The sequence below is a fragment of the Bradyrhizobium sp. USDA 376 genome, from assembly GCF_054063675.1.
The window spans coordinates 4,770,242-4,791,410 of record NZ_JBSSGN010000001.1 but is presented as its reverse complement, the minus strand read 5'-3'; the positions used below and the strand labels follow the sequence as shown (position 1 = coordinate 4,791,410).

General features: G+C 66.2%; 20 protein-coding genes. 14 read left to right on the top strand and 6 right to left on the bottom strand.

Annotated elements, in window-relative coordinates:
* Nucleotides 1-39: 39 nt before the first annotated feature.
* From ACVJ19_RS22325 to ACVJ19_RS22270, 12 genes are all read left to right on the top strand, one after another.
* Nucleotides 40-1,911 carry a methylmalonyl-CoA mutase family protein gene (locus tag ACVJ19_RS22325; RefSeq protein ID WP_453951145.1) on the top strand — a complete coding sequence of 624 codons (1,872 nt, stop codon included), beginning with the start codon at nt 40-42 and terminating at the stop codon, nt 1,909-1,911.
* Nucleotides 1,908-2,372, top strand: coding sequence for a GFA family protein (locus tag ACVJ19_RS22320; protein ID WP_453951144.1), 465 nt, complete (start codon nt 1,908-1,910; stop codon nt 2,370-2,372). The genes ACVJ19_RS22325 and ACVJ19_RS22320 overlap by 4 nt, the downstream gene beginning before the upstream one ends.
* A 16-nt stretch (nt 2,373-2,388) precedes the next feature.
* The gene (gene scpA / locus ACVJ19_RS22315) at nt 2,389-4,545 is read left to right on the top strand and encodes a methylmalonyl-CoA mutase (protein ID WP_453955183.1); all 2,157 of its coding nucleotides are present in this window, start codon (nt 2,389-2,391) and stop codon (nt 4,543-4,545) included.
* 36 nt (nt 4,546-4,581) lie between these two features.
* On the top strand, nt 4,582-4,878 hold the full coding sequence (locus ACVJ19_RS22310) for a nucleotidyltransferase family protein (RefSeq protein ID WP_212343779.1): 297 nt from the start codon (nt 4,582-4,584) through the stop codon (nt 4,876-4,878).
* A gap of 52 nt (nt 4,879-4,930) precedes the next feature.
* Entirely contained in the window at nt 4,931-5,683 is a 753-nt protein-coding gene (locus ACVJ19_RS22305) for an RsiV family protein (protein ID WP_453955182.1), read from the top strand.
* A 132-nt stretch (nt 5,684-5,815) separates the two neighbouring features.
* Nucleotides 5,816-6,808 (top strand): tripartite tricarboxylate transporter substrate binding protein, encoded by a 993-nt coding sequence (locus tag ACVJ19_RS22300; RefSeq protein WP_453951143.1) that lies wholly within the window; start codon nt 5,816-5,818, stop codon nt 6,806-6,808.
* 204 nt (nt 6,809-7,012) lie between these two features.
* Nucleotides 7,013-7,516, top strand: a complete 504-nt coding sequence (locus ACVJ19_RS22295; RefSeq protein WP_211401251.1) for a tripartite tricarboxylate transporter TctB family protein — start codon at nt 7,013-7,015, stop codon at nt 7,514-7,516.
* Between the two features lie 4 nt (nt 7,517-7,520).
* Entirely contained in the window at nt 7,521-9,032 is a 1,512-nt protein-coding gene (locus ACVJ19_RS22290) for a tripartite tricarboxylate transporter permease (RefSeq protein ID WP_453951142.1), read from the top strand.
* Between the two features lie 51 nt (nt 9,033-9,083).
* On the top strand, nt 9,084-10,073 hold the full coding sequence (gene meaB, locus ACVJ19_RS22285) for a methylmalonyl Co-A mutase-associated GTPase MeaB (protein ID WP_453951141.1): 990 nt from the start codon (nt 9,084-9,086) through the stop codon (nt 10,071-10,073).
* Entirely contained in the window at nt 10,070-10,726 is a 657-nt protein-coding gene (locus tag ACVJ19_RS22280; protein WP_453951140.1) for a pyroglutamyl-peptidase I family protein, read from the top strand. The genes meaB and ACVJ19_RS22280 overlap by 4 nt, the downstream gene beginning before the upstream one ends.
* 199 nt (nt 10,727-10,925) lie before the next feature.
* On the top strand, nt 10,926-12,296 hold the full coding sequence (locus ACVJ19_RS22275; protein ID WP_453951139.1) for a TIGR03808 family TAT-translocated repetitive protein: 1,371 nt from the start codon (nt 10,926-10,928) through the stop codon (nt 12,294-12,296).
* Between the two features lie 197 nt (nt 12,297-12,493).
* Nucleotides 12,494-12,802, top strand: coding sequence for a GIY-YIG nuclease family protein (locus ACVJ19_RS22270; RefSeq protein ID WP_453951138.1), 309 nt, complete (start codon nt 12,494-12,496; stop codon nt 12,800-12,802).
* Nucleotides 12,803-12,929: 127 nt separating this feature from the next.
* Here the strand turns inward: ACVJ19_RS22270 and ACVJ19_RS22265 are convergent, their stop codons facing one another.
* The 4 genes from ACVJ19_RS22265 to ACVJ19_RS22250 form a co-directional block, all read right to left on the bottom strand.
* Nucleotides 12,930-13,751 (bottom strand): TIGR03809 family protein, encoded by an 822-nt coding sequence (locus ACVJ19_RS22265; protein WP_453951137.1) that lies wholly within the window; start codon nt 13,749-13,751, stop codon nt 12,930-12,932.
* 485 nt (nt 13,752-14,236) lie between these two features.
* Nucleotides 14,237-15,937 carry a S8 family serine peptidase gene (locus ACVJ19_RS22260; RefSeq protein WP_453951136.1) on the bottom strand — a complete coding sequence of 567 codons (1,701 nt, stop codon included), beginning with the start codon at nt 15,935-15,937 and terminating at the stop codon, nt 14,237-14,239.
* Nucleotides 15,938-15,952: 15 nt separating this feature from the next.
* Nucleotides 15,953-16,648: a hypothetical protein gene (locus tag ACVJ19_RS22255; RefSeq protein ID WP_453951135.1), complete on the bottom strand. Its 696-nt coding sequence runs from the start codon at nt 16,646-16,648 to the stop codon at nt 15,953-15,955.
* Nucleotides 16,645-17,214, bottom strand: a complete 570-nt coding sequence (locus ACVJ19_RS22250) for a sigma-70 family RNA polymerase sigma factor (protein ID WP_018647974.1) — start codon at nt 17,212-17,214, stop codon at nt 16,645-16,647. Before ACVJ19_RS22250 ends, ACVJ19_RS22255 begins: the two co-directional genes overlap by 4 nt.
* Before the next feature lie 439 nt (nt 17,215-17,653).
* Here ACVJ19_RS22250 and ACVJ19_RS22245 point away from each other — a divergent pair, with 439 nt between their 5' ends.
* Both ACVJ19_RS22245 and ACVJ19_RS22240 read left to right on the top strand, forming a co-directional pair.
* Complete coding sequence (locus tag ACVJ19_RS22245) at nt 17,654-18,811, top strand: GGDEF domain-containing protein (RefSeq protein WP_453951134.1); 1,158 nt, start codon at nt 17,654-17,656, stop codon at nt 18,809-18,811.
* Between the two features lie 65 nt (nt 18,812-18,876).
* Nucleotides 18,877-19,977 (top strand): DUF2336 domain-containing protein, encoded by a 1,101-nt coding sequence (locus ACVJ19_RS22240; protein WP_453951133.1) that lies wholly within the window; start codon nt 18,877-18,879, stop codon nt 19,975-19,977.
* Here ACVJ19_RS22240 and ACVJ19_RS22235 read toward each other — a convergent pair.
* Together ACVJ19_RS22235 and ACVJ19_RS22230 are read right to left on the bottom strand one after the other, a co-directional pair.
* A complete protein-coding gene (locus ACVJ19_RS22235; RefSeq protein WP_453951132.1) occupies nt 19,974-20,612 on the bottom strand; it encodes an NrsF family protein in 639 nt (212 codons plus the stop codon). The two genes, ACVJ19_RS22240 and ACVJ19_RS22235, sit on opposite strands and share 4 nt — an antisense overlap.
* A 2-nt stretch (nt 20,613-20,614) precedes the next feature.
* Nucleotides 20,615-21,160 carry a sigma-70 family RNA polymerase sigma factor gene (locus ACVJ19_RS22230; RefSeq protein ID WP_453951131.1) on the bottom strand — a complete coding sequence of 182 codons (546 nt, stop codon included), beginning with the start codon at nt 21,158-21,160 and terminating at the stop codon, nt 20,615-20,617.
* Nucleotides 21,161-21,169: the final 9 nt, after the last annotated feature.

Here is a 21,169-nt window from a genome sequence, read left to right as displayed (position 1 = left end):
CGCCTGCGAATAACAAGATGTTCGGGAGCCCCTCGCCGCATGACCTCCGTGACTGACGACCTGCCGCTGGCGGCGGATTTTCCCAAGGCCACGCCTGAAGACTGGCGCAAGCTGGTCGACGGCGTGCTGAAGGGCGCGCCGTTCGAGAAGCTGGTCGGCAAGACCTATGACGGAATCAAGATCGATCCGCTCTATCCGCGCGCCAGGGGCGTTGCGCCCGTGGTCGGACGGGCCGCGGCCGCGCCGTGGCAGATCGTGCAGCGGATCGACCATCCCGACGCGGCGCTCGCGAATGCGCAGGCCCTGCAGGATCTGGAGAACGGCGCGACGGGGCTTGCGCTGGTGTTCGCCGGCGGCAGCGGCAGTCATGGCTTCGGTCTGGAACCTTCGGCGGATGCGATCGCAAAGGTCTTGAAGGATGTCCATCTCGATGCCGGCATCGGCATCGAGCTCCAGATCGGTCCGCAATCGCGGATGGCAGCGATCCATGTCGCGGAATATGTGAAGAGCAACGGCCTCGATCCCGCGGCCTGCAACATCCGCTTCGGGCTCGATCCGCTCGCGGCCGGCGCGGTGTGGGGCCACAGCCCTTATACGTGGGAAGAGATCGCGCCCGCCGTCACCGGTGCGATCAAGGGTCTCACCGCGCTCGGCTTCAAGGGGCCGTTTGCCTCCGCCGACGGACGCGTGATCCACGATGCCGGTGGCTCCGAGGTGCAGGAGCTCGCCTTCGTGCTCGCCTGCGGCGTTGCCTATCTTCGTGCGATCGAAGGTGCCGGCATTCCGCTCGAGCAGGCGCAGGGCATGGTCTATGCGCGGCTCTCTGCGGATGCCGACCAGTTCCTCACCATGGCCAAATTCCGCGCGCTGCGGCTGCTGTGGGCGCGCATCGAGACCGCCTGCGGGCTCACGCCAAAGCCGCTGTTCATTGCCGCCGATACGGCCTGGCGCATGCTGACACAGCGCGATCCTTACGTGAACATGCTGCGCGCGACCATGGCGACGTTCGCGGCGGGACTTGCCGGCGCCAATGCCATCACGGTGCTGCCGCACACGCTGGCGCTCGGACTGCCAGATCCGTTCGCGCGGCGCGTGGCGCGCAACACGCAACTTCTGCTGCTGGAGGAAAGCAACCTCGCCAAGGTCAGCGATCCCGCGGCCGGCGCCGGCGGCATCGAGACGCTGACGGCTCAGCTGTGCGAAGCTGCCTGGGCGCTGTTCCAGGAGAGCGAAAAAGCCGGCGGCGCCTTCGCCGCACTCCAGCAGGGCCTGTTCCAGAGCAAGGTCGCGGCCACGCGCAAGGCGCGCGACGCCAATATCGCAAAGCGCCGCGACGTTCTGACCGGCGCCAGCGAGTTTCCGAACCTGCAGGAAAGCGAGACGGCGGTGCTGAAGGCCACGCCGGTTACGCTCGCGCCTTACGGGGAGCAGAAGTACAAGTTCGAGGCGCTGCCGCCGATCCGGCTGGCAGAGCCGTTCGAGGCGCTGCGCGACAAATCCGATGCGGCACTGAAGGCGCAGGGGGCGCGGCCAAAGATGTTTTTGGCCAATCTCGGCACGCCCGCCGATTTCACCGCGCGCGCGACCTTTGCGAAAAGCTTCTTCGAGGCCGGCGGCATCCAGGCTGTCGAGAGCGAGGGTTTTATCGATCCGGCCAAGCTGGCCGCCGCCTTCAAGGTCTCCGGCGCCGCGCTTGCCTGCCTTTGTTCCAGCGACAAGGTCTATGCGGAACACGCCGAAGCTGCGGCAAAGGCCCTGCAATCGGCCGGCGGGCGACATATCTATCTGGCAGGCCGCCCGACTGATGCCGAGGCGGCGCTGCGGGCCGCCGGCGTCACGGGCTTTGTCTTCGCCGGAGGCGATGCGCTTGCCACGCTGCAAGACGCCTATCGACGGATGGAACAGGCATGACCGAACCAGGCAAACCAGTTCTCACCGGCGGCTGCCAATGCGGGGCGGTGCGCTTTGCCCTGAAGGCGACGCCGAACAAGATTTCGATCTGCCACTGCCGGATGTGCCAGAAGGCCAGCGGTGCGCCGTTCGCCTCCTTCGCCGACATCGAGAAGACGGACTTTGCCTGGACCAAGGGCACGCCATCGGCGTTCCAATCCTCGTCGATCGCGATGCGCGATTTCTGCGCCTCCTGCGGCACGCCGCTGAGCTTCCGCCGCATCGATGGCCCGCGGATCGAGATCATGACCGGCGCCTTCGACCGGCCGGACCACGTGGTGCCGACGCGGCAATACGGCACCGAATCCCGCCTTGGCTGGGTGGTCGGGATCGCCAACCTGCCGAGCCAGACCACGCAGCAGAATTACGGACCGGAGAAGATGGCGACCATCGTCAGCCATCAGCATCCGGATCATGATTGATAATATGGTTGAAGCCATGAGCCGCATTCCCAATTTCGCCAACGTCGCCTTCGAGCGGACCGCAACCAAAGCGCTAACCGGCAGCGCTGAGCCTTGGCTGACGCCCGAGGGCATTCTGGTGAAGCCCGCCTATGGCGAGGCGGATCTGGCCGGGCTCGATTTCCTCGAGACCTATCCGGGCATCGCGCCCTATCTGCGCGGCCCCTACCCGACCATGTATGTCAACCAGCCCTGGACGGTCAGGCAATATGCCGGCTTCTCCACGGCGGAGGATTCCAACGCGTTCTACCGCCGCAATCTCGCTGCGGGGCAGAAGGGCCTCTCGGTCGCCTTCGACCTTGCCACCCATCGCGGCTATGACTCTGATCATCCGCGCGTCGGCGGCGACGTCGGCATGGCCGGCGTTGCCATCGATTCCATCTACGACATGCGCACGCTGTTCGCAGGGATTCCGCTCGACCAGATGAGCGTGTCCATGACCATGAACGGCGCGGTGCTGCCGATTCTCGCGCTCTACGTCGCCGCCGCGGGCGAACAGGGCGTGGCGCCGGAGAAGCTTTCAGGGACGATTCAGAACGACATTCTGAAAGAGTTCATGGTGCGCAACACCTATATCTATCCGCCGGCGCCCTCGATGCGGATCATCTCGGACATTTTTGCGTACACCTCGCAAAGGATGCCGAAGTACAATTCGATCTCGATCTCCGGCTATCACATGCAGGAGGCCGGCGCGACGCAGGACCTCGAGCTCGCCTATACGCTCGCCGACGGCGTCGAATATCTTCGCGCCGGACTTGCCGCGGGCTTGGATGTCGACCGCTTCGCGCCGCGGCTGTCGTTCTTCTGGGCGATCGGCATGAACTTCTTCATGGAAGTCGCCAAGATGCGCGCCGCGCGTCTGCTCTGGGCGAAGCTGCTGAAGCCGTTCAATCCGAAAGACCCGCGCTCGCTGTCGCTGCGCACGCACAGCCAGACCTCGGGCTGGTCGCTGACCGCGCAGGACGTCTTCAACAACGTGATGCGCACGACGGTGGAGGCGATGGCGGCGACGCAAGGCCACACCCAGTCGCTGCACACCAACGCGCTCGACGAGGCGCTGGCGCTTCCGACCGACTTCTCGGCGCGCATCGCGCGCAACACCCAGCTCTTCCTGCAGCAGGAGAGCGGCACCACGCGGATCATCGATCCCTGGGGCGGCTCGTATTACGTCGAGCGGCTGACGCGCGACCTCGCGGCCAAGGCGTGGGGCCACATCCAGGAGGTCGAGGAGCTCGGCGGCATGGCCAAGGCGATCGAAGCCGGCGTGCCGAAGCTGCGCATCGAGGAGGCCTCGGCCAAGACCCAGGCCCGGATCGATGCCGGCAAGCAGGCGGTGATCGGCGTCAACAAGTACAAGCCGACCGACGAGGTCCCGATCGAGATTTTGAAGGTCGACAACACCAACGTTCGCCGGCTCCAGATCGACAAGCTGACGCGGCTGAAATCCGAGCGCAACCAGAAGGACGTCGATGCCGCGCTCGCCGCGATCACGCGCTCGGCCGGCGAAGGCAACGGCAATTTGCTCGCACTCGCGATCGACGCGGCGCGGGCGAAGGCGACCGTCGGCGAAATCTCTGACGCAATGGAGAAAGTGTTCGGCCGCCACCGCGCCGAAATAAAATCCATCACCGGCGTCTACAAGCGGGAGGCGTCCAGCATGGGCACCCAGGTCGAGAAGGTTCAGGCGCTGATCGACGCCTTCGAGGAGGCGGAAGGCCGCCGTCCGCGCATCCTGGTCGCCAAGATCGGCCAGGACGGCCACGACCGCGGCCAGAAGGTGATTGCGTCCGCGTTCGCCGATATCGGCTTCGACGTCGACATCGGACCGCTGTTCGCAACCGCCGATGAAGCCGCGCGGCAGGCGGTCGAGAACGACGTGCACATCCTCGGCGTCTCCTCACTCGCCGCCGCCCACCTCACCGCGGTCCCCGAACTGAAGGCCGCGCTGAAGAAGCAGGGCCGCGACGACATCATGATCATCGTCGGCGGCGTGGTGCCGCCGCAGGATTACGACGCGCTCTACGCGGCCGGAGCGGAAGCGATCTTCCCGCCGGGCACGGTGATCGCGGATGCGGCCGAGGAGCTGATCCGGAAGCTGAACGCGCGGCTCGGGCATAGCGAGGCGGCGGAGTAAATGCTAGACTGGCCGCGTAACCGGCCAGATTGTATCATGACACGTGACGAGATCGTCGCTGCGATACGCAAGAACGCCGATGCCATCAAAGGCAAGGGCGTGTCAAAGCTTGCCGTATTGGGTTTACGCGCCAATGAGGATTACCGCCCGGACGATGACATCGACGTCCTTGTCGAGGTCGAACCGGAGACATCCTTCTCGCTGCTCAATTTGATCGATGTCGAGCAGATCATCGAGGATGCGACTGGCTTGCAGACGCAGGCGACCGTCCGGCACTCCATTTCACCTCGCTTTGTGGAGCGCATTGCGGGCGACATTTTCGAAATATTCTGACGCCCACGCAGGAACACTTCCCTTGAAATTCATCACCAGCTTGAGCGTTGCGATGGCGCTTATCGCAACGTGCGCAACAACGGCTTTCGCCGCCGCCCCCAAGCCCGACGCCGTCGTCAAGACCAGGAGCATCGAAGCGCGCGTCTTCCTCGACGACAGGATCAAGGCCGACGCGGCGCTGGCCGCTGATTGCCTCGCCGAGGGCAGGAAGTGGCTCGACAAGAACGCGGCCGAGGCGGCCGCCTCGCGCAAGCAGGACCCGCAATTCTTCAAGGATGTCGGTTGGGACTTCGAGCGCAAATACAGCATCCGTTCAATTGTCGCCGACCGCTATGTCAGCGTCCTGCGCAACGACTACATGGACACCCACGGTGCCCACCCCAACTCGGACGTGAATACGATCCTGTGGGACAGGACGGCGAACAAGCGTATCTCGATCCGCCCGTTCTTCACCGAGACAGCCGATGGCGGGCCCACCATGAAGGCAATAGTCAAGGCCGTGATCGCCTCGCTGAAAATCGAGAAGAAGAAGCGCGACGCAAGCGAGACCGCGACCAATGAATGGTTCAAGGGCGTGGAGCCGAGCCTGCTCAGGATCGGCGCGGTGACGCTCACCCCGTCAACCGACGCGGGCAAGAGTTCCGGGCTCACGTTCCACTATCCGCCTTACGCGGTCGGCCCCTACGCCGAGGGCGAATATGTCGCATTCGTGCCGTGGGAGACGCTGAAGCCCTACCTCACCGCGGAGGGCGGGCGCGTCTTCGGCGGCGCACGCCCGAAGGGCGATGCGGGCGAGCCTCAATGATCATGTTTTGAGCAGCACCGCGTTTGCTCACAGCGCTGTGGTAGCGCTACCTTGCGGCCCTGCCGCAAAGCCGACTAGAATGTCGCCATTGACAAGAGCGCCCGGTGTTACGGGCGCCGCTGGGAGGCATTCATGTCCAAGATTTCGCGCCGCACGTTTGCGGCTTCGACCGCTGCAGTTGCAGCATCCGCCGCATTCGGCTTCAAGCCCGCACTTGCGCAGGCCTATCCGGCCCGGCCGGTCACCGTGATCGTGCCCTGGGGCGCCGGCGGCGGCACCGATGCGACGGCACGCATCGTCGCGGCCCTGCTGGAAAAGGATCTCGGCCAGCCCTTCAACGTGGTCAACCGCACCGGCGGCTCCGGCGTGGTCGGTCATAGCGCGATCGCGACCGCGCAGCCCGACGGCTACACCATCGGCATGCTCACGGTCGAGATTTCGATGATGCACTGGCAGGGCCTCACCGAGCTGACGCCGAAGAGCTACACCCCGCTGGCGCTGATGAACGAGGACCCGCCGGGCATCCAGGTCTCCTCCTCTTCGCCCTACAAGACGGTGAAGGAGCTCGCCGAGGCGATCAAGGCGGCGCCTCCCGGCAAGTTCAAGGCCTCCGGCACCGGCCAGGGCGGCATCTGGCATCTGGCGCTGGTCGGCTGGATGCAGGCGATGGGCCTGCCCGCCAACCAGGTCGCCTGGGTGCCGTCGAACGGCGCGGCCCCTGCGATGCAGGATCTCGCCGCCGGCGGCCTCGACCTCACCACCTGCTCGGTGCCGGAAGCGCGCGCCATCATCGAGGCCGGCAAGGCCAGGAGCCTCGCCATCATGGCACCGGCGCGCAACCCGATCTTCAAGGACGTGCCGACGCTGAAAGAGGCGATGGGCATCGATTATGCGACCGGCGCCTGGCGCGGCATCGGCGCGCCCAAGAACCTGCCGCCGGAGATCGCAACCAAGCTCACCGCGGCGCTGAAGAAGGTCTACGACTCCGCCGAGTTCAAGGACTTCATGAGCAATCGCGGCTTCGGCACCGTCTGGGGCGATGCCAGCCAGTTTGCCAGCTTCATGGACAAGGGCGACGCCCAGATGGGCGAGGCGATGAAGGCCGCAGGGCTGAGCAAGGCGTGATGTTTCATCTCTCCCCGCGCTTGTCCCGCCGAAGCTTTAGCGAAGGCGGATGCGGGGAGAGGTCGAATTCGAGCTCCGCTCGAATTCGGATGAGGGGGGTCTCCGCGAGTCCAACTCTCACCGTCCGCGCGGAAAGTCCCCTCACCCCAACCCTCTCCCCGTAAAAACGGGGCGAGGGAGAAGAAACTCCACAGGACTCCTCCCATGCGTCTTCCCGACTCCGTCACGGGATCGTTTCTCGTCGTGCTCGGCGCGGCTGCCGCCTATGGCGGCTACATCCTGCCGCCGGTGCCTGGGCAGCCGGTCGGCCCCAACGTGTTTCCGCTGGTGATCGGCACGGGCCTCGCACTGTGCGGGCTCGCGATCGTGTTCGGCATCGGCCATTCCTTCGAGGAAGAGGAAGAGCTCGTCCCGTTCGAGGACGGCCAGGCCGCTGCCCCGCCGCCGCAAGGAAAACTCCAAGGCAAGCTCTACGGCCTGCGCGCCTTGCTGCCGCCGGCGCTGCTGCTGTTCTACGTCTTTGCCGCCGACCGGCTCGGCTTCATCATCACGGCCGCGATCATGGTCTACGTCACCTCGACCGCGCTCGGCGCAAAGTGGAAGCTGGCGCTGCCGCTCGCTGCGCTGTCGCCCTTCGCCATCCACCTCATCTTCGGCAAGCTGTTGCGCGTGCCGCTGCCCGCCGGCCTGTTGCCGACGCCCTGGTAATCCCATGCTGAAAACCCTGCTTGACGCCTTTGCGCTGATCTCCACCTGGGAGGTCATCATCGCGATGTTCGCGGCCTCCGTGTACGGCCTCGTCATCGGCTCGCTGCCGGGCCTGTCGGCGACGATGGCGACCGCCCTGCTCGTCCCCGTCACCTTCTACCTGTCGCCGATCGCGGCGATCGCGACCATCGTCGCGGCGTCCTCGATGGCGATCTTCTCCGGCGACATTCCCGGCGCGCTGTTGCGCATTCCCGGCACGCCCGCCTCCGCGGCCTATGCGGACGAAGCCTATGCCATGACGCGCAAGGGTCAGGCCGAGCTCGCGCTGGGCGCCGGCGTGTGGTTCTCCGCGGTCGGCGGCATCGCCGGCGTGCTGTCGCTGATGATCCTGGCGCCGCCGCTCGCCGAGATCGCGCTGTCGTTCTCGACCTTCGAATATTTCTGGCTGGCGCTGCTCGGCCTGATGTGCGCCACTCTGGTGGCGCGCTCCTCGCCGGTGAAGGCAATCGCCGGCATGTTCATCGGCCTGCTCGTCTCCTGCATCGGCATCGAGAATCCCGGCGGCATCCCGCGCTTCACCTTCGGCATCACCGATCTGTTCGGCGGCATCGAGCCGATCCCGGCCCTCGTCGGCGTATTCGCGGTGGCGCAGGTAATGCGCGCGATGCTGACGCCGGAACCGCCGCCGCTGCCGCGCCGAAAGTTCGGAAGCATCATGGCGGGCCAGTGGAGACTGACCAAGCTCTATCACTGGCAGATGACGCGCGGGAACATCGTCGGCATCATCATCGGCGTGCTGCCCGGCGCCGGCGCCGACATGGCCGCGTGGGTCTCCTACGCGATGTCGAAGCGCTTCTCCAAGGAGAAGGAAAAGTTCGGCACCGGCCATGTCGAGGGCCTGGTCGAGGCCGGCGCCAGCAACAATGCGAGCATCGCCTCGGGCTGGGTGCCCTCGCTGCTGTTCGGCATCCCCGGCGACACCATCGCCGCGATCGCCATCGGCGTGCTCTACATGAAGGGCCTCAATCCAGGCCCGACGCTGTTCACCGAGAAGGCGTCGAGCATGTACGCGATCTACCTGATGTTCATCATCGCGAACATCCTGATGATCCCGCTCGGCATCGCCATGATCCGCGTCGCCGCCTACATCCTGCTGGCGCCGCGCTCGACCGTGATGCCGATCATCATGCTGTGCTGCGCGGTCGGCTCGTTCGCGATCGGCAACAACATGTTCGGCGTCGTCACCGTCGCCGCCTTCGGCGTGATCGGCTACGTCATGGAGGCGAACGGCTATCCCGTCGCCGCGATGGTGCTCGGCATCGTCATGGGCACCATGGTCGAGCAGGCCTTTGTCACCTCGCTGATCAAGTCCGATGGCAGCATTTTGCCATTCTTCGAGCGCCCGGTCGCGGCGATCCTCGCCGCGATGGCGATCGGCGCGCTGCTGTGGCCGGTGATGGTGTGGGTGTGGCGGAAGGTGAAGCCGCCTCAGACGGTCGCGGCAACGACCCGGTGATATCGGGCGGGCGGCCCTCGCCTGTCTCCCCTCGGCGTTGTAAAGCAAGGCATGACTGAGAAGAAGGCCTCGCTCGACATCAAGACCCTCGCCCGCGACCTGCGCGCCGGCAGTCGCGCGGCCCTCGCCCGGGCCATCACGCTGGTGGAGAGCCGGCGCGGCGACCATCAGGCGCTGGCGCGGGAGCTGGTGCAGATGCTGCTGCCCGACACCGGCAAGGCATTTCGTGTCGGCATCACCGGTTCGCCCGGCGTCGGCAAGTCCACCACCATCGATGCGCTCGGGACCTATCTGATCGAACAGGGCCACAAGGTCGCGGTGCTCGCGGTCGATCCGTCCTCGGCACGCAGCGGCGGCTCGATCCTCGGCGACAAGACGCGGATGGCGCAGCTCGCGGCCTCCGCCGACGCCTTCATCCGCCCCTCGCCCTCCTCCGGCACGCTCGGCGGCGTCGCCGCCAAGACGCGCGAGGCGATGCTGCTGTGCGAGGCAGCCGGCTTCGGAGTCGTGCTGGTCGAGACCGTCGGCATCGGCCAGTCCGAGACCGCTGTCTGCGACATGACCGATTTTTTCCTCGCCCTGATGCTGCCGGGCGGCGGTGACGAGCTGCAGGGCATCAAGAAGGGCCTGGTCGAGCTCGCCGACATGATCGCCATCAACAAGGCGGACGGCGACAACCTCAAGCGCGCCAACATCACCGCCGCCGACTATCGCGGCGCGCTGCACATCTTGGCGCCTCGGTCCGAGCATTGGCATCCGCCGGTCGAGACCTATTCGGCGCTGACCGGCGCCGGTATCGCAAAGATCTGGCAGAAGGTTCTGGATCACCGCAAGGCGATGAATGCCTCCGGCGATTTCGCGGCACGGCGGCGCGAGCAGCAGGTGAAGTGGATGTGGTCGATGCTGGAGCAGCGCATGCTGGCGCGGCTGCGCAGCGAGGCCTCGGTGCGGACCAAGGTGCGCAAGATCGAGGCTGAAGTCGCCGAGGGCCATCTCACGCCGGCGCTCGCCGCCGAGCAGATTTTGGAGTTGCTGCAATGAGCGACAAGCTCCGCATCCTCCTCACCGGCTTCGGACCGTTTCCCGGCGCGCCCTATAATCCGACGCAGCCGCTGGTGGCGCGGCTGACGCAACTACGCCGCCCGGCGCTCGACGATGTCGAGCTGTCGAGCCACATCTTTCCGGTGACCTATGCCGCGGTCGACCGCCAATTGCCTGATGTGCTCGCCGCGCAAAAGCCGGACGCGCTCCTGATGTTCGGTCTCGCCGCCCGCACGCCTTACCTGCGCATCGAGACCCGGGCGCGCAACGCGGTCACCATGCTCTGGCCCGATGCCGCCAACACCCGCTCGAGCAAGCGCGGCATCGCCGGCCATGCGGACGCGATGATGTTCGGCCCGCACACGGCAAGGCTGCTGCGCGCCGCGCGCCTCACCGGCATCGACGCGCGCCCCTCGCGCGACGCCGGCGCCTATCTCTGCAACTACCTGAGCTGGCGCGCGATCGAGAACGTCAGGGCGGGCGGACCGAGGCTCGCCGCATTCATCCATATTCCCCTGCTCGCACGCAGCGGCGCGGTGCGCCGCAAGGGAGCGCCGCGCATCACGCTGGACGAGCTGGTGGATGCGGGGGAAGCGATGCTGATGGAGATGGTGCAACTGGCGCGGAAGCGGCGGAACACGCCGGCCTCGTAGGGTGGGCAAAGGCGCACTTGCGCCGTGCCCACCACGCATCTGCATCCATGGTGACGATGGTGGGCACGCTACGCTTTGCCCACCCTACAGCACCGTCTTTGCGGTAAACATTTAACCCTACCGCGAACAATCCTCACCGGCCCCTCCGCCCTGCGCTACCTAATCGGCGCGGACCCCCGCGTCCGCCGGAGGACGCGTCATGGACCTCAATCGCCGTCATCTCATCGGAGCCTCGACCGCCGGCATTGCCGGCGCGCTGGCCATGCCGGCCGACGCCGCGCGTGCGGCGCCGCTGACGGCGCTGCTCGGCCGCGATGCCACGCAATATGGCGTGCGGCCCGGCAGCAGCGAGGACCAGACCCGCGCGCTGCAGCGCGCGATCGACGAGGCCGCGCGGGCGCAAATGCCGCTCGCCTTGCCGCCCGGCATCTACCGCAGCGGGTTGCTGCGGCTGCCGAACGGCGCGCAACTGATCGGCGTGCGCGGTGCGACCAAACTTGTCTTCACCGGCGGGGCCTCGGCGATCCAGAGCGACGGCGCCGATGCGATCGGCCTCACCGGCATCACCTTCGACGGCGGCGGCATTGCGCTGCCGACGCGGCGCGGACTGATCCATGTGCTCGGCGGGCGCGATGTGCGCATCACCGATTGCGAGATCACGAGCTCGGGCGGCAGCGGCATGTGGCTCGAGCAGGTATCCGGCGATATCTCCGGCAACATCTTCACCGGCATCGCGGTGACCGCGGTGGTGTCGTTCGACGCAAGGGGCCTCAGCGTCGCCCGCAACACGATTCTCGGCACCAATGACAACGGCATCGAGATCCTGCGCACGGCGATCGGCGACGACGGCACGCTGGTGGCCGACAACCGCATCGAGAACATCAAGGCCGGACCCGGCGGCTCCGGCCAGTACGGCAACGCCATCAACGCCTTCCGCGCCGGCAACGTGATCGTGCGCGGCAATCGTATCAAGAACTGCGACTATTCCGCGGTGCGCGGCAATTCGGCCTCCAACATCCACATATCAGGCAACAGCGTCAGCGACGTACGCGAGGTCGCGCTCTATTCCGAGTTCGCGTTCGAGGCGGCCGTGATCGCCAACAACACGGTGGACGGCGCGGCGGTCGGCGTCTCCGTCTGCAATTTCAACGAGGGCGGCCGCATCGCAGTGGTCCAGGGCAACATCATCCGCAATCTGATCCCGAAGCGCCCCATAGGCACCGCGCCGGATGACGGTGCCGGCGTCGGCATCTACATCGAGGCGGACACCTCGGTGACCGGCAACGTGATCGAGAATGCGCCCTCCTACGGCATCGTTGCCGGCTGGGGCAAATATCTGCGCGACGTCGCGATCACGGGCAATGTGATCCGCAAGGCGCTGGCCGGCGTCGGCGTCTCCGTGGTGCCCGGCGCCGGCACCGCGCTCGTCAACAACAACATGATCTCCGAGACCCCGCGCGGCGCCGTCGTCGGCCTCGATCACGCCCGCGCGGTGACGGCTGATCTGTCGGCCGACGGCGCCCAGCGCTTTGCGCAGGTGGTGATCGGCGGGAATGCGGTGCGGCGGTAGGTGCGCGGCTGGCAGACCGGCCGTGCATCCTTCGAGGCTCGCTTCACGGTGCTCTGCACCGCGAAACTCACACCTCAGGATGACGGAATAGCCGGAGGTTGTTGCATCAAAACTTGACAACCGAGACACCGCCGTCATCCTGAGGTGCGAGCCGTGCGGTGCGAAGCAGCGCGCGGGGAGCCTCGAAGGATGATGTTGTGGGCATCTATGTCTACATGCTGCGCTGCGCCGACGGCTCTTTCTACATCGGGAGCGCCACCGGTGAGGACACATCCAAGCGGGTCGACCAGCACAATGCCGGTACCTATCCAGGATACACTTATTCGAGGCGCCCGGTCGTTCTGGTGTGGTCGGAATATTTCGATCGCATCACTGATGGCATCGCGGCTGAGCGGCAGCTCAAGGGATGGAGCCGCGCCAGGAAGGAAGCGCTCATTCGTTCGGATTGGAAGTCGGTAAGCCGATTTGCGCGGCGACGCGCAGGAGTGCCTAGGTCGAAGACGTAAGCGTTGGTTTGGGAGACAGCTGGGCCGCGCATCCTTCGAGGCTCTCCATGGGACGCGCTGCATCCCATGCCTCGCACCTCAGGATGACGGGGTTGGAGAGAACGCTGCGGTTCCCCCGAACGCCTCGCTAGAACGCGTTCCTGAGCAGCGGGTACTTCGCTTCGATGCCGTCGAGGCTGAGCGTGAATTCGACGACGCGCTCGGGGGCTGCGACGATTTCGGCAGCCGGCGGAGCGAACTGTGGCAGGAGCGTTGCCATTGCAGCAGGCGTGGCGGCCGGCGGCTTCACAGCGGGCACTGTGAATGGCGCCATCGCGGCGGGCGCGGCGACCGGTGGCCTCACAACAGGCGCGGTGCGCGGGGCCAGTGCAGCGGGCGCGGCGACCGGCGGCTTCACGGCGGATGCGGCTGACGGGGCCCTCGCAGCGGGAGCCCTGAGCGGCGGCATCTCGGCGGGCGCGGTGAACGAGGCTATCGCAGCGGGCGCGGCTAGCGGCACGAGCGGGGCTTCGGGAACTTCGGCGAGAACGTCCGGCTTGGGATTGAGCGCGACCGGCACGGTGGTCTCGGGGGCGATGTGGACGGCCTTTGGCTGCAAGGTCTTTGGCTGCAAGGTCTTGGGCTGCACGGTCTGCACCTGCTGCTCGCGCGGAAACACGCGAGGCATCGTCGCCGGCGACCAGCCGAATGCGGAGGTGACGCTCGCAGCCGCTGCCGCGACGTCCCCGCCGGTGGCGATGGCGCGCCAGGTCTGGACCGCGCGCTTGGCTTCCTGGATGTTTTCGAGAAAGGCGAGCTCGGAGTGATAGCGGCGCCAGCGTCCGGTCTCGAACATTTCGGAGAGATGTTCCAGCCGCTGTTCGGCGAGAGCGCACCAGCGTGCCGCGACCTCGCGGCTGCAACCCTCCGCGCGGAAAGGCGCGCGACCAGACTCTTGGCGATGTGTCATGAACCAGCCCGTTGGGAGAAAACACGGACGCGGGGGACGCAACGCACACGAATCAATTTAGACGCGACATGAATATTTTGTGGAAAAGTTTTGACTTGTCCAGCAACGACACGCCGTCCGTCATGAAAGACCGTAGTCGCGCGGAGATTTGCTGTGATTTCGAGTCAAGCTTCGCACAAGCATGGCGGAGGTGCGCCGCACTTGATGAGCGCTGGCGATCAGCGCCACTGCGATCGCTCAACCGGAAGCTGATCTCGAATATCGCTTCAAGGAATCGGAGGTCCAAAAAGAAAAGACCCGTCCGGGGGGACAACCGGACGGGTCGAGCCATATGGGCGCTTGGGGTGGATGGGCGCTCGCGCCTGATATGACTGATGGGGAGGGATGACCGCTCCCACATAATTTGGTCGTGCTAGCCGGCCGAACGTTCAATGCGGGGTTTGATTTTTTAAAACTTCGGCGTGCGTGCAATCTTGTCGCAGATGCTATCGCGTCGCCGGCCTATCCGCCTGAGAAATCGCGGCTTTATCGCCTGCGCCCGACAGCGAGGGTTGCTCGATCGCACGGATGCCGGGCTCGTCGCGACGCTTGTCGGCGTCTTCACGTTTTGTTGTACCGGACGCAGCCGCAACCGGCGTCGCATTATCGGCGGGAACAGCCATCACCGCGGCAAACGCGTCGGCCTCGCCGTCGCCAAAGAGATCATCGCGCCCGGGTGAGCCGAGATCGCGCGCGGTCTTCGCCAGCGTCATGCGCAGCGCTTCCGGCTTGAGTGCGTAGTTGCGCTCGAGCAGCAGCGCCGCGACGCCGGAAACATAGGCGGCCGAGAACGAGGTTCCCGACGTCATCTGGTATTTGCCGTCGGGCGCCGGCAGGAAGATGTCGACGCCTGGCGCTGCCAGCGCGATGTAATTGCCGCGGTTGGACGCGGAAAACAGCTTGTCTTGCTGGTCGGTCGCGCTGACCGCTATCACGTTGGGATTGGCGGCGGGATAAAGCGGCGGCGATTTCGCGCCGGCATTGCCGGCCGCCGCGATCAGCACGAGGCCGCGCGCGGCGGTCGCCGCAATGGCGCGCTCGATCACCGCGTCCTTCGGGCCGGCAAAGCTCATATTGACGATCTGCGCGCCGTGCTCGGCAGCGTAGTTGAGCGAGCGCAGGATGATGTAGGACGAGCTCTCCGCGCCGCCCTTGGTGCCACCGAAGGCGCGGATGGCGATGATGCGCGCCTCGGGCGCGCTGCCCATCAGCTTGGCATGCGCCACGATGGCGCCGGCGATGCCGGTGCCATGAACATGCGGGCCCTCGGCGCTGCCGAGCGCGTCGAAACTGTCGGAGATGGAATTGGCAAGCTCGGGGTGTTTGGCATCGATGCCGGAGTCGATCACCGCAACCGTCACATTGGCGCCATGCGCCAGCGTGTGCGCCTGCGGCAGGCGAAGCTTTGCCAGCGCATATTGCGCAGGGTCGCCCTCGACCGGCACGGCGGATTTCTGGTCCTGGAGCGCGTAGCGGAAGTTCGGCTGGACCGAGCGCACGTTGCCGTCGGCGGCGAATTCACGCCGCACCGTCTCGAAGGGCCGGCCGTCGGTGATGCGGAACAGGCCGAACGTCGCCCCGATCAGCGGAAAATTCTCGGATGCGACGCGTGCAAGGCCATGGCGGCGCGCGAGCTCGTCGGCCTCCGTCACTGAGAGGGCGCCGTCGATCTCGGCGACGAATTCGCCTGCGAAAATGCGCTGGTTCACCGCAACCGGCGTGTTGTTGCCGCGCCCCTTGCCGGCGCTCTTCTTGCCTGATTTGCCGCTGCCGCTGCCCTCGCCGCCTGCATTCGGCTGCGCCAGGCATTCGCCGCCGGCATCGCGATAGGCTGCGGTGCAGGACGGGTAGAGGTTCGGCGAGTAGCGCACATGGGGCAGCACCGGCGTCGGCCCGATCCGGGCCGACGGGATCCGTGCGACCGTCGTCGTGGGTATGGTGCGTGGACCGGTACCAACGCTCACCGCCCGCGCAGTGACGGTGGGAGAGATCGTCGGCGTGCGCGAGGGGACGCTGATCGTCGGCGTACGCATGATCGCCTGCGCCTGCGCGACCTCGACGCCGAGGCAGGCGGCGAGCAGCAGCGCGGCCCCGACCGACGAAGCGTAGGCCGCGGCTCGCAACTTACTCTCGGACTTGCGCGTCATCGGCTCAGAGGCGCCCTACGGCGCCGCAACGGCGAGGTTCACGAACTTCTCGCGCTGCATCCTGGCGAGCAGCGCGGCGAGCTCGTCCTGGCTCATCGCCTTGTCGAACTGGAGGCGGAACATGCCCCCCTTGGCATCGCCGATGATCGACGCCTGGTAGCTGTCGAGCAATGCGGTGATGTCGGCAACACGTGCCTCGGGCGTGAAGCGCACCAGCGCGCGTGCCGGTGCAGCGGCTGCACCGAGTTCGCGCGTGATCGGCGCGCCGGTCGAAAGCGAGGCGGTCTGGAAGGTCGCGGTCTGGGTCTTCATCAGCACCGCGCCGATAATGCCGGCCTGCAGCAGCAGCGCGATGGCGCCGAGGCTCGCCGACCAGGCCAGCGTCCGCGGCGACAGGCTCGCGAAGAAGGTGGCGATGCGCGCCGACAGCGGCAGCGGGCCGACGGCACGCGCCGGCTCGGCATCGATCGCGGCGAACAGCTTCTGCATCGCGCGCGCCGACGGAGCGCCCAGGCTCTCGTTCAGATGGATGGTCTCTTCGTACTCGCCGCGGATCGCGGCATATTGCTTTGCAAGCTCCGGATCGCGCGCCAGCGCTTCCTCGACGCGGCGGGCATCGCGCGCGTTCAGCGTGCCGGCGGCGTGCCACGGCAGCAGCAGTTCAATTTCACTGGGCTCTTGCTCCAGCATCTTCTTGCTCAAAGCCATCATGGCCAGCCTCGCTCAACGCCGGCTGCTTTCAGCAGTTCGGCCAGTTTCTTGCGCGCATAGAACAAGCGCGTCTTCACAGTGTTCTCCGGTATCCCGACGATTTCGGCGACTTCTTCCACGGACTTCTCGTGGTAGTAGACGAGATCGACGATTTCCCGGTGTTCCGGCGAGAGGCCCGTCAGACACTCCCGTAACGCTGCACTGGTATCCTTCTTCTGCACCACCGTTTCCGGATCGTCGGACTGGTCTTCGATCGCGTTCGCGGCGTCTTCGTCCAGTTCAAAATCCTTCCTGCGCCGGAGCGCCGAGAGGGCCTTGAATCGGGTGATTGCCAGCAGCCAGGTGGAAACGGCGGATCGGCCCTCGAACTTGCCGGCTTGACGCCAGACGTCGAGAAACACCTCGCTGATGAGGTCTTCCGCCGCCTGCTCGTCCCGCACGAGCCTCAGCCCGAACCTGTAGACCCTGACATGGTGCCGCCCGTACAGCACCTGCATGGCGAGCCGGTCGCCTTGAGCGATCCTGGCGATCAGAACCTCGTCCGAAGCCGCCTGTGTCACGCTCAAAGCTCGTCTCGCAAGGTTGGTCGGGTCGATGAGGCGGAGGGTTCGACGGCAGGTGCAAAATTGTTCAACCTACCGCAGTCGTACGGGGACCCGTGTGATCTGCCCCACATACATGCGCTTTTCCTGCCCCACCGGTAGGGGGCGCCCGCCTCAGTCCAGATCGGTAACATAATACTGAAACACTTTCCTGCGGATCGCCCGCCCGGCACGGGCGGGCCGATCAAGTCCGGTTCCATAGCAGTCCTGCACGACGTATGTCTCACGAACCCCCGCTTTGGCTCGACCGCGTCGCAAACGATGCCTAATCGCCGGCAAATTCCCCCGTCCGGCCAATGTCATCCTGTTCCGCGCTGCACGCTTCGGATTCGATTTCAAAGGATACCAAACCTAAAGGCTTGCCACGTAGATTTTTGGGCTGACATCCACCATTGGCGGGACCATGAACACGGCCGCGACGTCGCTTCCCGAGAGGAATGCCGCTGAGGTCGCGGATCTCGTCCTCATGCCCTCGGCGGCGGCGTCGGAGGTCCGGGCGCGCCGGGCCTGGCAGCGCCGCCAGATGTATATTGGCCAGGTGGCGAGCTACTCGCTCGGCGCCTCCGTCCTGCTGCTCTACGCCTATGACGGCGTGATCTCGATCGACATTGCCTCGCTGTTCTGGGTCGGCGGCCTCCTGATCATCGGCACGTTCACCGTGCTGTCAGAGGCCGGCGTCGGCGACAAATTCGCCGACCATTATCTCACCGTCTTCCAGATCTCGGCGCATATGGCGCTGCAATTCGTGTTCCTGCTGTCGGCCCCGACCATCGGCATCGCATTCATCAGCGTGCTGTTCCTGATCTTCGCCTTCGGCACGCTGCGCATGACGTCGACCCAGGCGATGCTGACCTGGGCGCTTGCGACCGCCGGCCTTGCCGCCGTGTTCTTCGCCTCCGACCTGCCGATCGGCATGCCGGTTGCGACCAGGCTGCAGCGGACCGCCTCGATGCTGTGCTTCGTGTTGGTGATCGGCCAGTGCGCCTTTCTCGGCCTGTTCGGCGCCACGTTGCGCAAGATCCTGTATCAGCGCAGCATCGAGCTGAAGGCCGCCTATCAGCGCATCGAGGAACTGGCCGAGCTCGACGAGCTGACCGGCTCCTACAACCGCGGCTGCATCATGCGTCTGCTCGACGCCGAGATCGAAACGTCGCGGCGGACATCGAGGTCTTGCGCGATCGCGCTGATCGACCTCGACTGGTTCAAGCGCATCAACGACGCCCACGGCCATCCCGTCGGCGACGAGGTGCTGCGCACCTTCGCGATCACGATTTTCGCCAACATCCGTCCGGCCGACAGCTTCGGCCGCTACGGCGGCGAAGAATTCCTGCTGCTGCTGCCGGACACCGAGAGCGACGCCGCCTCGCGCATGCTCGAGCGCCTGCGCCGCGTCGTCGCCGAGCTCGACTGGAGCGCATTCTCTCCGGGCATGCACGTGACGATTTCAGCGGGCGTCGTGACGCTTCGCGACAATGATACTGCCGACACGTTTCTCGCGCGCGCCGACAGCGCGCTTTATTCCGCCAAGGCGCAAGGGCGCAACCGCATCGTAACGAACTGACCAATCCATTTTCTTCTTCCGGTGCGCCAGAGGTTGCGCCGGACCGAACGCTCCAGGACAGGGCAATGAGATCCAAACCCGAGAAATCATCCGAGAATTTGCTTGAAGAATTGCAGGCCGCGCTCTCGCACGGCACCGTTGCGCGGCGGGTCGAGACACTGCGCCGCGTCACCAATCTCTTCGTGGGCAACGCGGTGGATTATTCCGACGACCACATCCGCGTGTTCGACGACGTGTTCGAGTGCCTGATCGAGCAGATCGAGACGTCGGCGAGGGCGCTGCTTGCCGACCGCCTCGCACCGATCGTGGCCGCGCCGCCGAAGATCATCCGCACGCTCGCGCTCGACGAGGTCATCGAGGTCGCAGGACCCGTGCTGACAAAATCGGAACGGCTGGACGAGGCCACCCTGATCGAGATCGCGCGCACGCGGGGCCAGGCCCATCTGAAGGCGATCTCGCTGCGGCGGGTGCTGTCGGAAGCCCTCACCGACGTGCTGGTGACACGCGGCGACGAGGACGTCGTGCAATCGACCGTCAGCAATCCGGGCGCGCGGCTCTCCGAGGAAAGTCTCACCGACCTCGTCACGCGCGCCGAGCGCGACGACGGCCTCGCCACCTGCATCGGCCTGCGGCCCAGCCTGCCGCGCCATCACTACCTGAAGCTGGTTGCGAAGGCGTCCTTGAGCGTACGCAGGAAGCTGGAGGCCGCGCATCCCGAGCTCGCGGACGAGGTGTCGAGCGTGGTGCAGGAGGCGGCCCAGCGGGTCCGTGCCGCCGCCATGACCAGGCAGACCGAGATGGCCCGCGCACTGGTGAAGTCGCTGCACGAGGACGGCCGCCTCAACGAATTGCAGGTCACCACCTTCGCCGAACAGGGCAAGTTCGACGAGACCAATGCCGGGCTCGCCGCGCTCGCGGGCGTTGCGGTCGAGACCGCTGAGACCATGATGATCGAAAGCCGCACCGAGGGCGTGATGATCCTCGCCAAGGTCGCGGGCATGCAATGGTCGAGCGTGCGCGCGATCGTCGCAATGCGCGAAAAACTGTCAGGCGGCTCTCCGGCCGATATGCTGGCGCTGCGCGACACCTACGAGGCCCTACGCTCATCGACCGCGCAGCAGGTGCTGCGCTTCCACCGCATGCAGAACGCAACACCGGCAGCCTAGTATCTCAAAACCCTCGAGCCGAGCGCCGCGCCGATCGCGGTCACCACCGCGGTCGCGATCGTGTACCAGGTCGCGACGAACAGCGGAGAATCGTCGGTGCAGTGTGAGGCGTAGAGCGTCGCGGCGAGCCCGGCCGACACGAGGCCCGCGAGCGCGCCGGCAAGCGCAGGGCGCGAGGGCGCGCCATGGCGCAGGCCGAACAGTGCCCCCGCGAGCAGCGGCAGCGACATCGCGGGGATCGCCATCAGGCAAGTCCTGGAGTTCTTGCCCATCAGGCGCATCGTCATCGGCATGGCCGGCGCCATCATCGCCTCGCTGCCGATCGCAACCGCAAGCAGCCCGACGGGGAGCAGCAGCAGCCAGCCCCAGCCGCGCAGCAGGGCTTCAGGGCGCGACAGATGCAGGCTGACGATGATCGCGGGAATCGCGAGCGACAGCGTCACCGCGAACTTCATGTCGAAGAACGGATTGCGCATCGCGCTCATCACGTCGGCGCGCATGCCGAGGAACGTCGCGAAGATCAGGATCGACAGCGGCGCGGCCACCAGCAGCGCCATGGTCAGCACGGCGCCGACGCGGGGCTCGCGGTGGGCGTTATCGGCTGCGAGCGAGCGAATGAGTTGATCGGTATCCATGACTAGTGGTCCCGCAGTTTGGCAGTCAGTGCGGCAAGTCCGCGGTGCAGCGCGACCCGCACCGCGCCTTCACTCATCGCGAACTTCGCCGCCGTGTCCTTGATCGAGGCGGCCTCGACCGCGATCGACTGCAACACGTCGCGCTGGCGCTGCGGCAGCTTGCCCAGCTGCGCCGCAACCTCGCCCGCCGAAGCCGTCTCCTGCGGCGCCTCGCCCGGCAGGGTCTCGGCGAAATCGTCGATGTTGACGAAGACGCGCCTGCCGCGCCGCCTCAACGCGTCGATCAGCTTGTTGCGGGCGATCGCGAACAGCCAGGGCGCGAAGGGCGCGTCGCTGTCCCAGGTGTGCCGCTTCAGGTGCACCGCCAACAAAATCTCCTGCACGATATCCTCGGCCTGGTCCGGAGGCTGCCCGGCCCGCGCCAGGCCGCGCCTCGCGGCGGCGCGCAGCACCGGCGTGACCGCCTTCAGCAGGCGATGATACGCCGCATCATCGCCGGCCATGGCCGACCGCATCAGGCCGGTCCATTCGTCCTCACGTCCGCGCACGCGCGCCCC

Bases quoted from the DNA above. Each gene is read 5' to 3' on its own strand.
- ACVJ19_RS22300 (WP_453951143.1), top strand. From the start codon at position 5,816: ATGTCCAAGATTTCGCGCCGCACGTTTGCGGCTTCGACCGCTGCAGTT.
- ACVJ19_RS22265 (WP_453951137.1), bottom strand. From the start codon at position 13,751: ATGACACATCGCCAAGAGTCTGGTCGCGCGCCTTTCCGCGCGGAGGGT.
- ACVJ19_RS22245 (WP_453951134.1), top strand. From the start codon at position 17,654: ATGAACACGGCCGCGACGTCGCTTCCCGAGAGGAATGCCGCTGAGGTC.
- ACVJ19_RS22290 (WP_453951142.1), top strand. From the start codon at position 7,521: ATGCTGAAAACCCTGCTTGACGCCTTTGCGCTGATCTCCACCTGGGAG.
- ACVJ19_RS22235 (WP_453951132.1), bottom strand. From the start codon at position 20,612: ATGGATACCGATCAACTCATTCGCTCGCTCGCAGCCGATAACGCCCAC.
- ACVJ19_RS22275 (WP_453951139.1), top strand. From the start codon at position 10,926: ATGGACCTCAATCGCCGTCATCTCATCGGAGCCTCGACCGCCGGCATT.
- scpA (WP_453955183.1), top strand. From the start codon at position 2,389: ATGAGCCGCATTCCCAATTTCGCCAACGTCGCCTTCGAGCGGACCGCA.
- ACVJ19_RS22325 (WP_453951145.1), top strand. From the start codon at position 40: ATGACCTCCGTGACTGACGACCTGCCGCTGGCGGCGGATTTTCCCAAG.
- ACVJ19_RS22240 (WP_453951133.1), top strand. From the start codon at position 18,877: ATGAGATCCAAACCCGAGAAATCATCCGAGAATTTGCTTGAAGAATTG.
- ACVJ19_RS22305 (WP_453955182.1), top strand. From the start codon at position 4,931: ATGGCGCTTATCGCAACGTGCGCAACAACGGCTTTCGCCGCCGCCCCC.
- meaB (WP_453951141.1), top strand. From the start codon at position 9,084: ATGACTGAGAAGAAGGCCTCGCTCGACATCAAGACCCTCGCCCGCGAC.
- ACVJ19_RS22295 (WP_211401251.1), top strand. From the start codon at position 7,013: ATGCGTCTTCCCGACTCCGTCACGGGATCGTTTCTCGTCGTGCTCGGC.
- ACVJ19_RS22310 (WP_212343779.1), top strand. From the start codon at position 4,582: ATGACACGTGACGAGATCGTCGCTGCGATACGCAAGAACGCCGATGCC.
- ACVJ19_RS22280 (WP_453951140.1), top strand. From the start codon at position 10,070: ATGAGCGACAAGCTCCGCATCCTCCTCACCGGCTTCGGACCGTTTCCC.
- ACVJ19_RS22260 (WP_453951136.1), bottom strand. From the start codon at position 15,937: ATGACGCGCAAGTCCGAGAGTAAGTTGCGAGCCGCGGCCTACGCTTCG.
- ACVJ19_RS22255 (WP_453951135.1), bottom strand. From the start codon at position 16,648: ATGATGGCTTTGAGCAAGAAGATGCTGGAGCAAGAGCCCAGTGAAATT.
- ACVJ19_RS22320 (WP_453951144.1), top strand. From the start codon at position 1,908: ATGACCGAACCAGGCAAACCAGTTCTCACCGGCGGCTGCCAATGCGGG.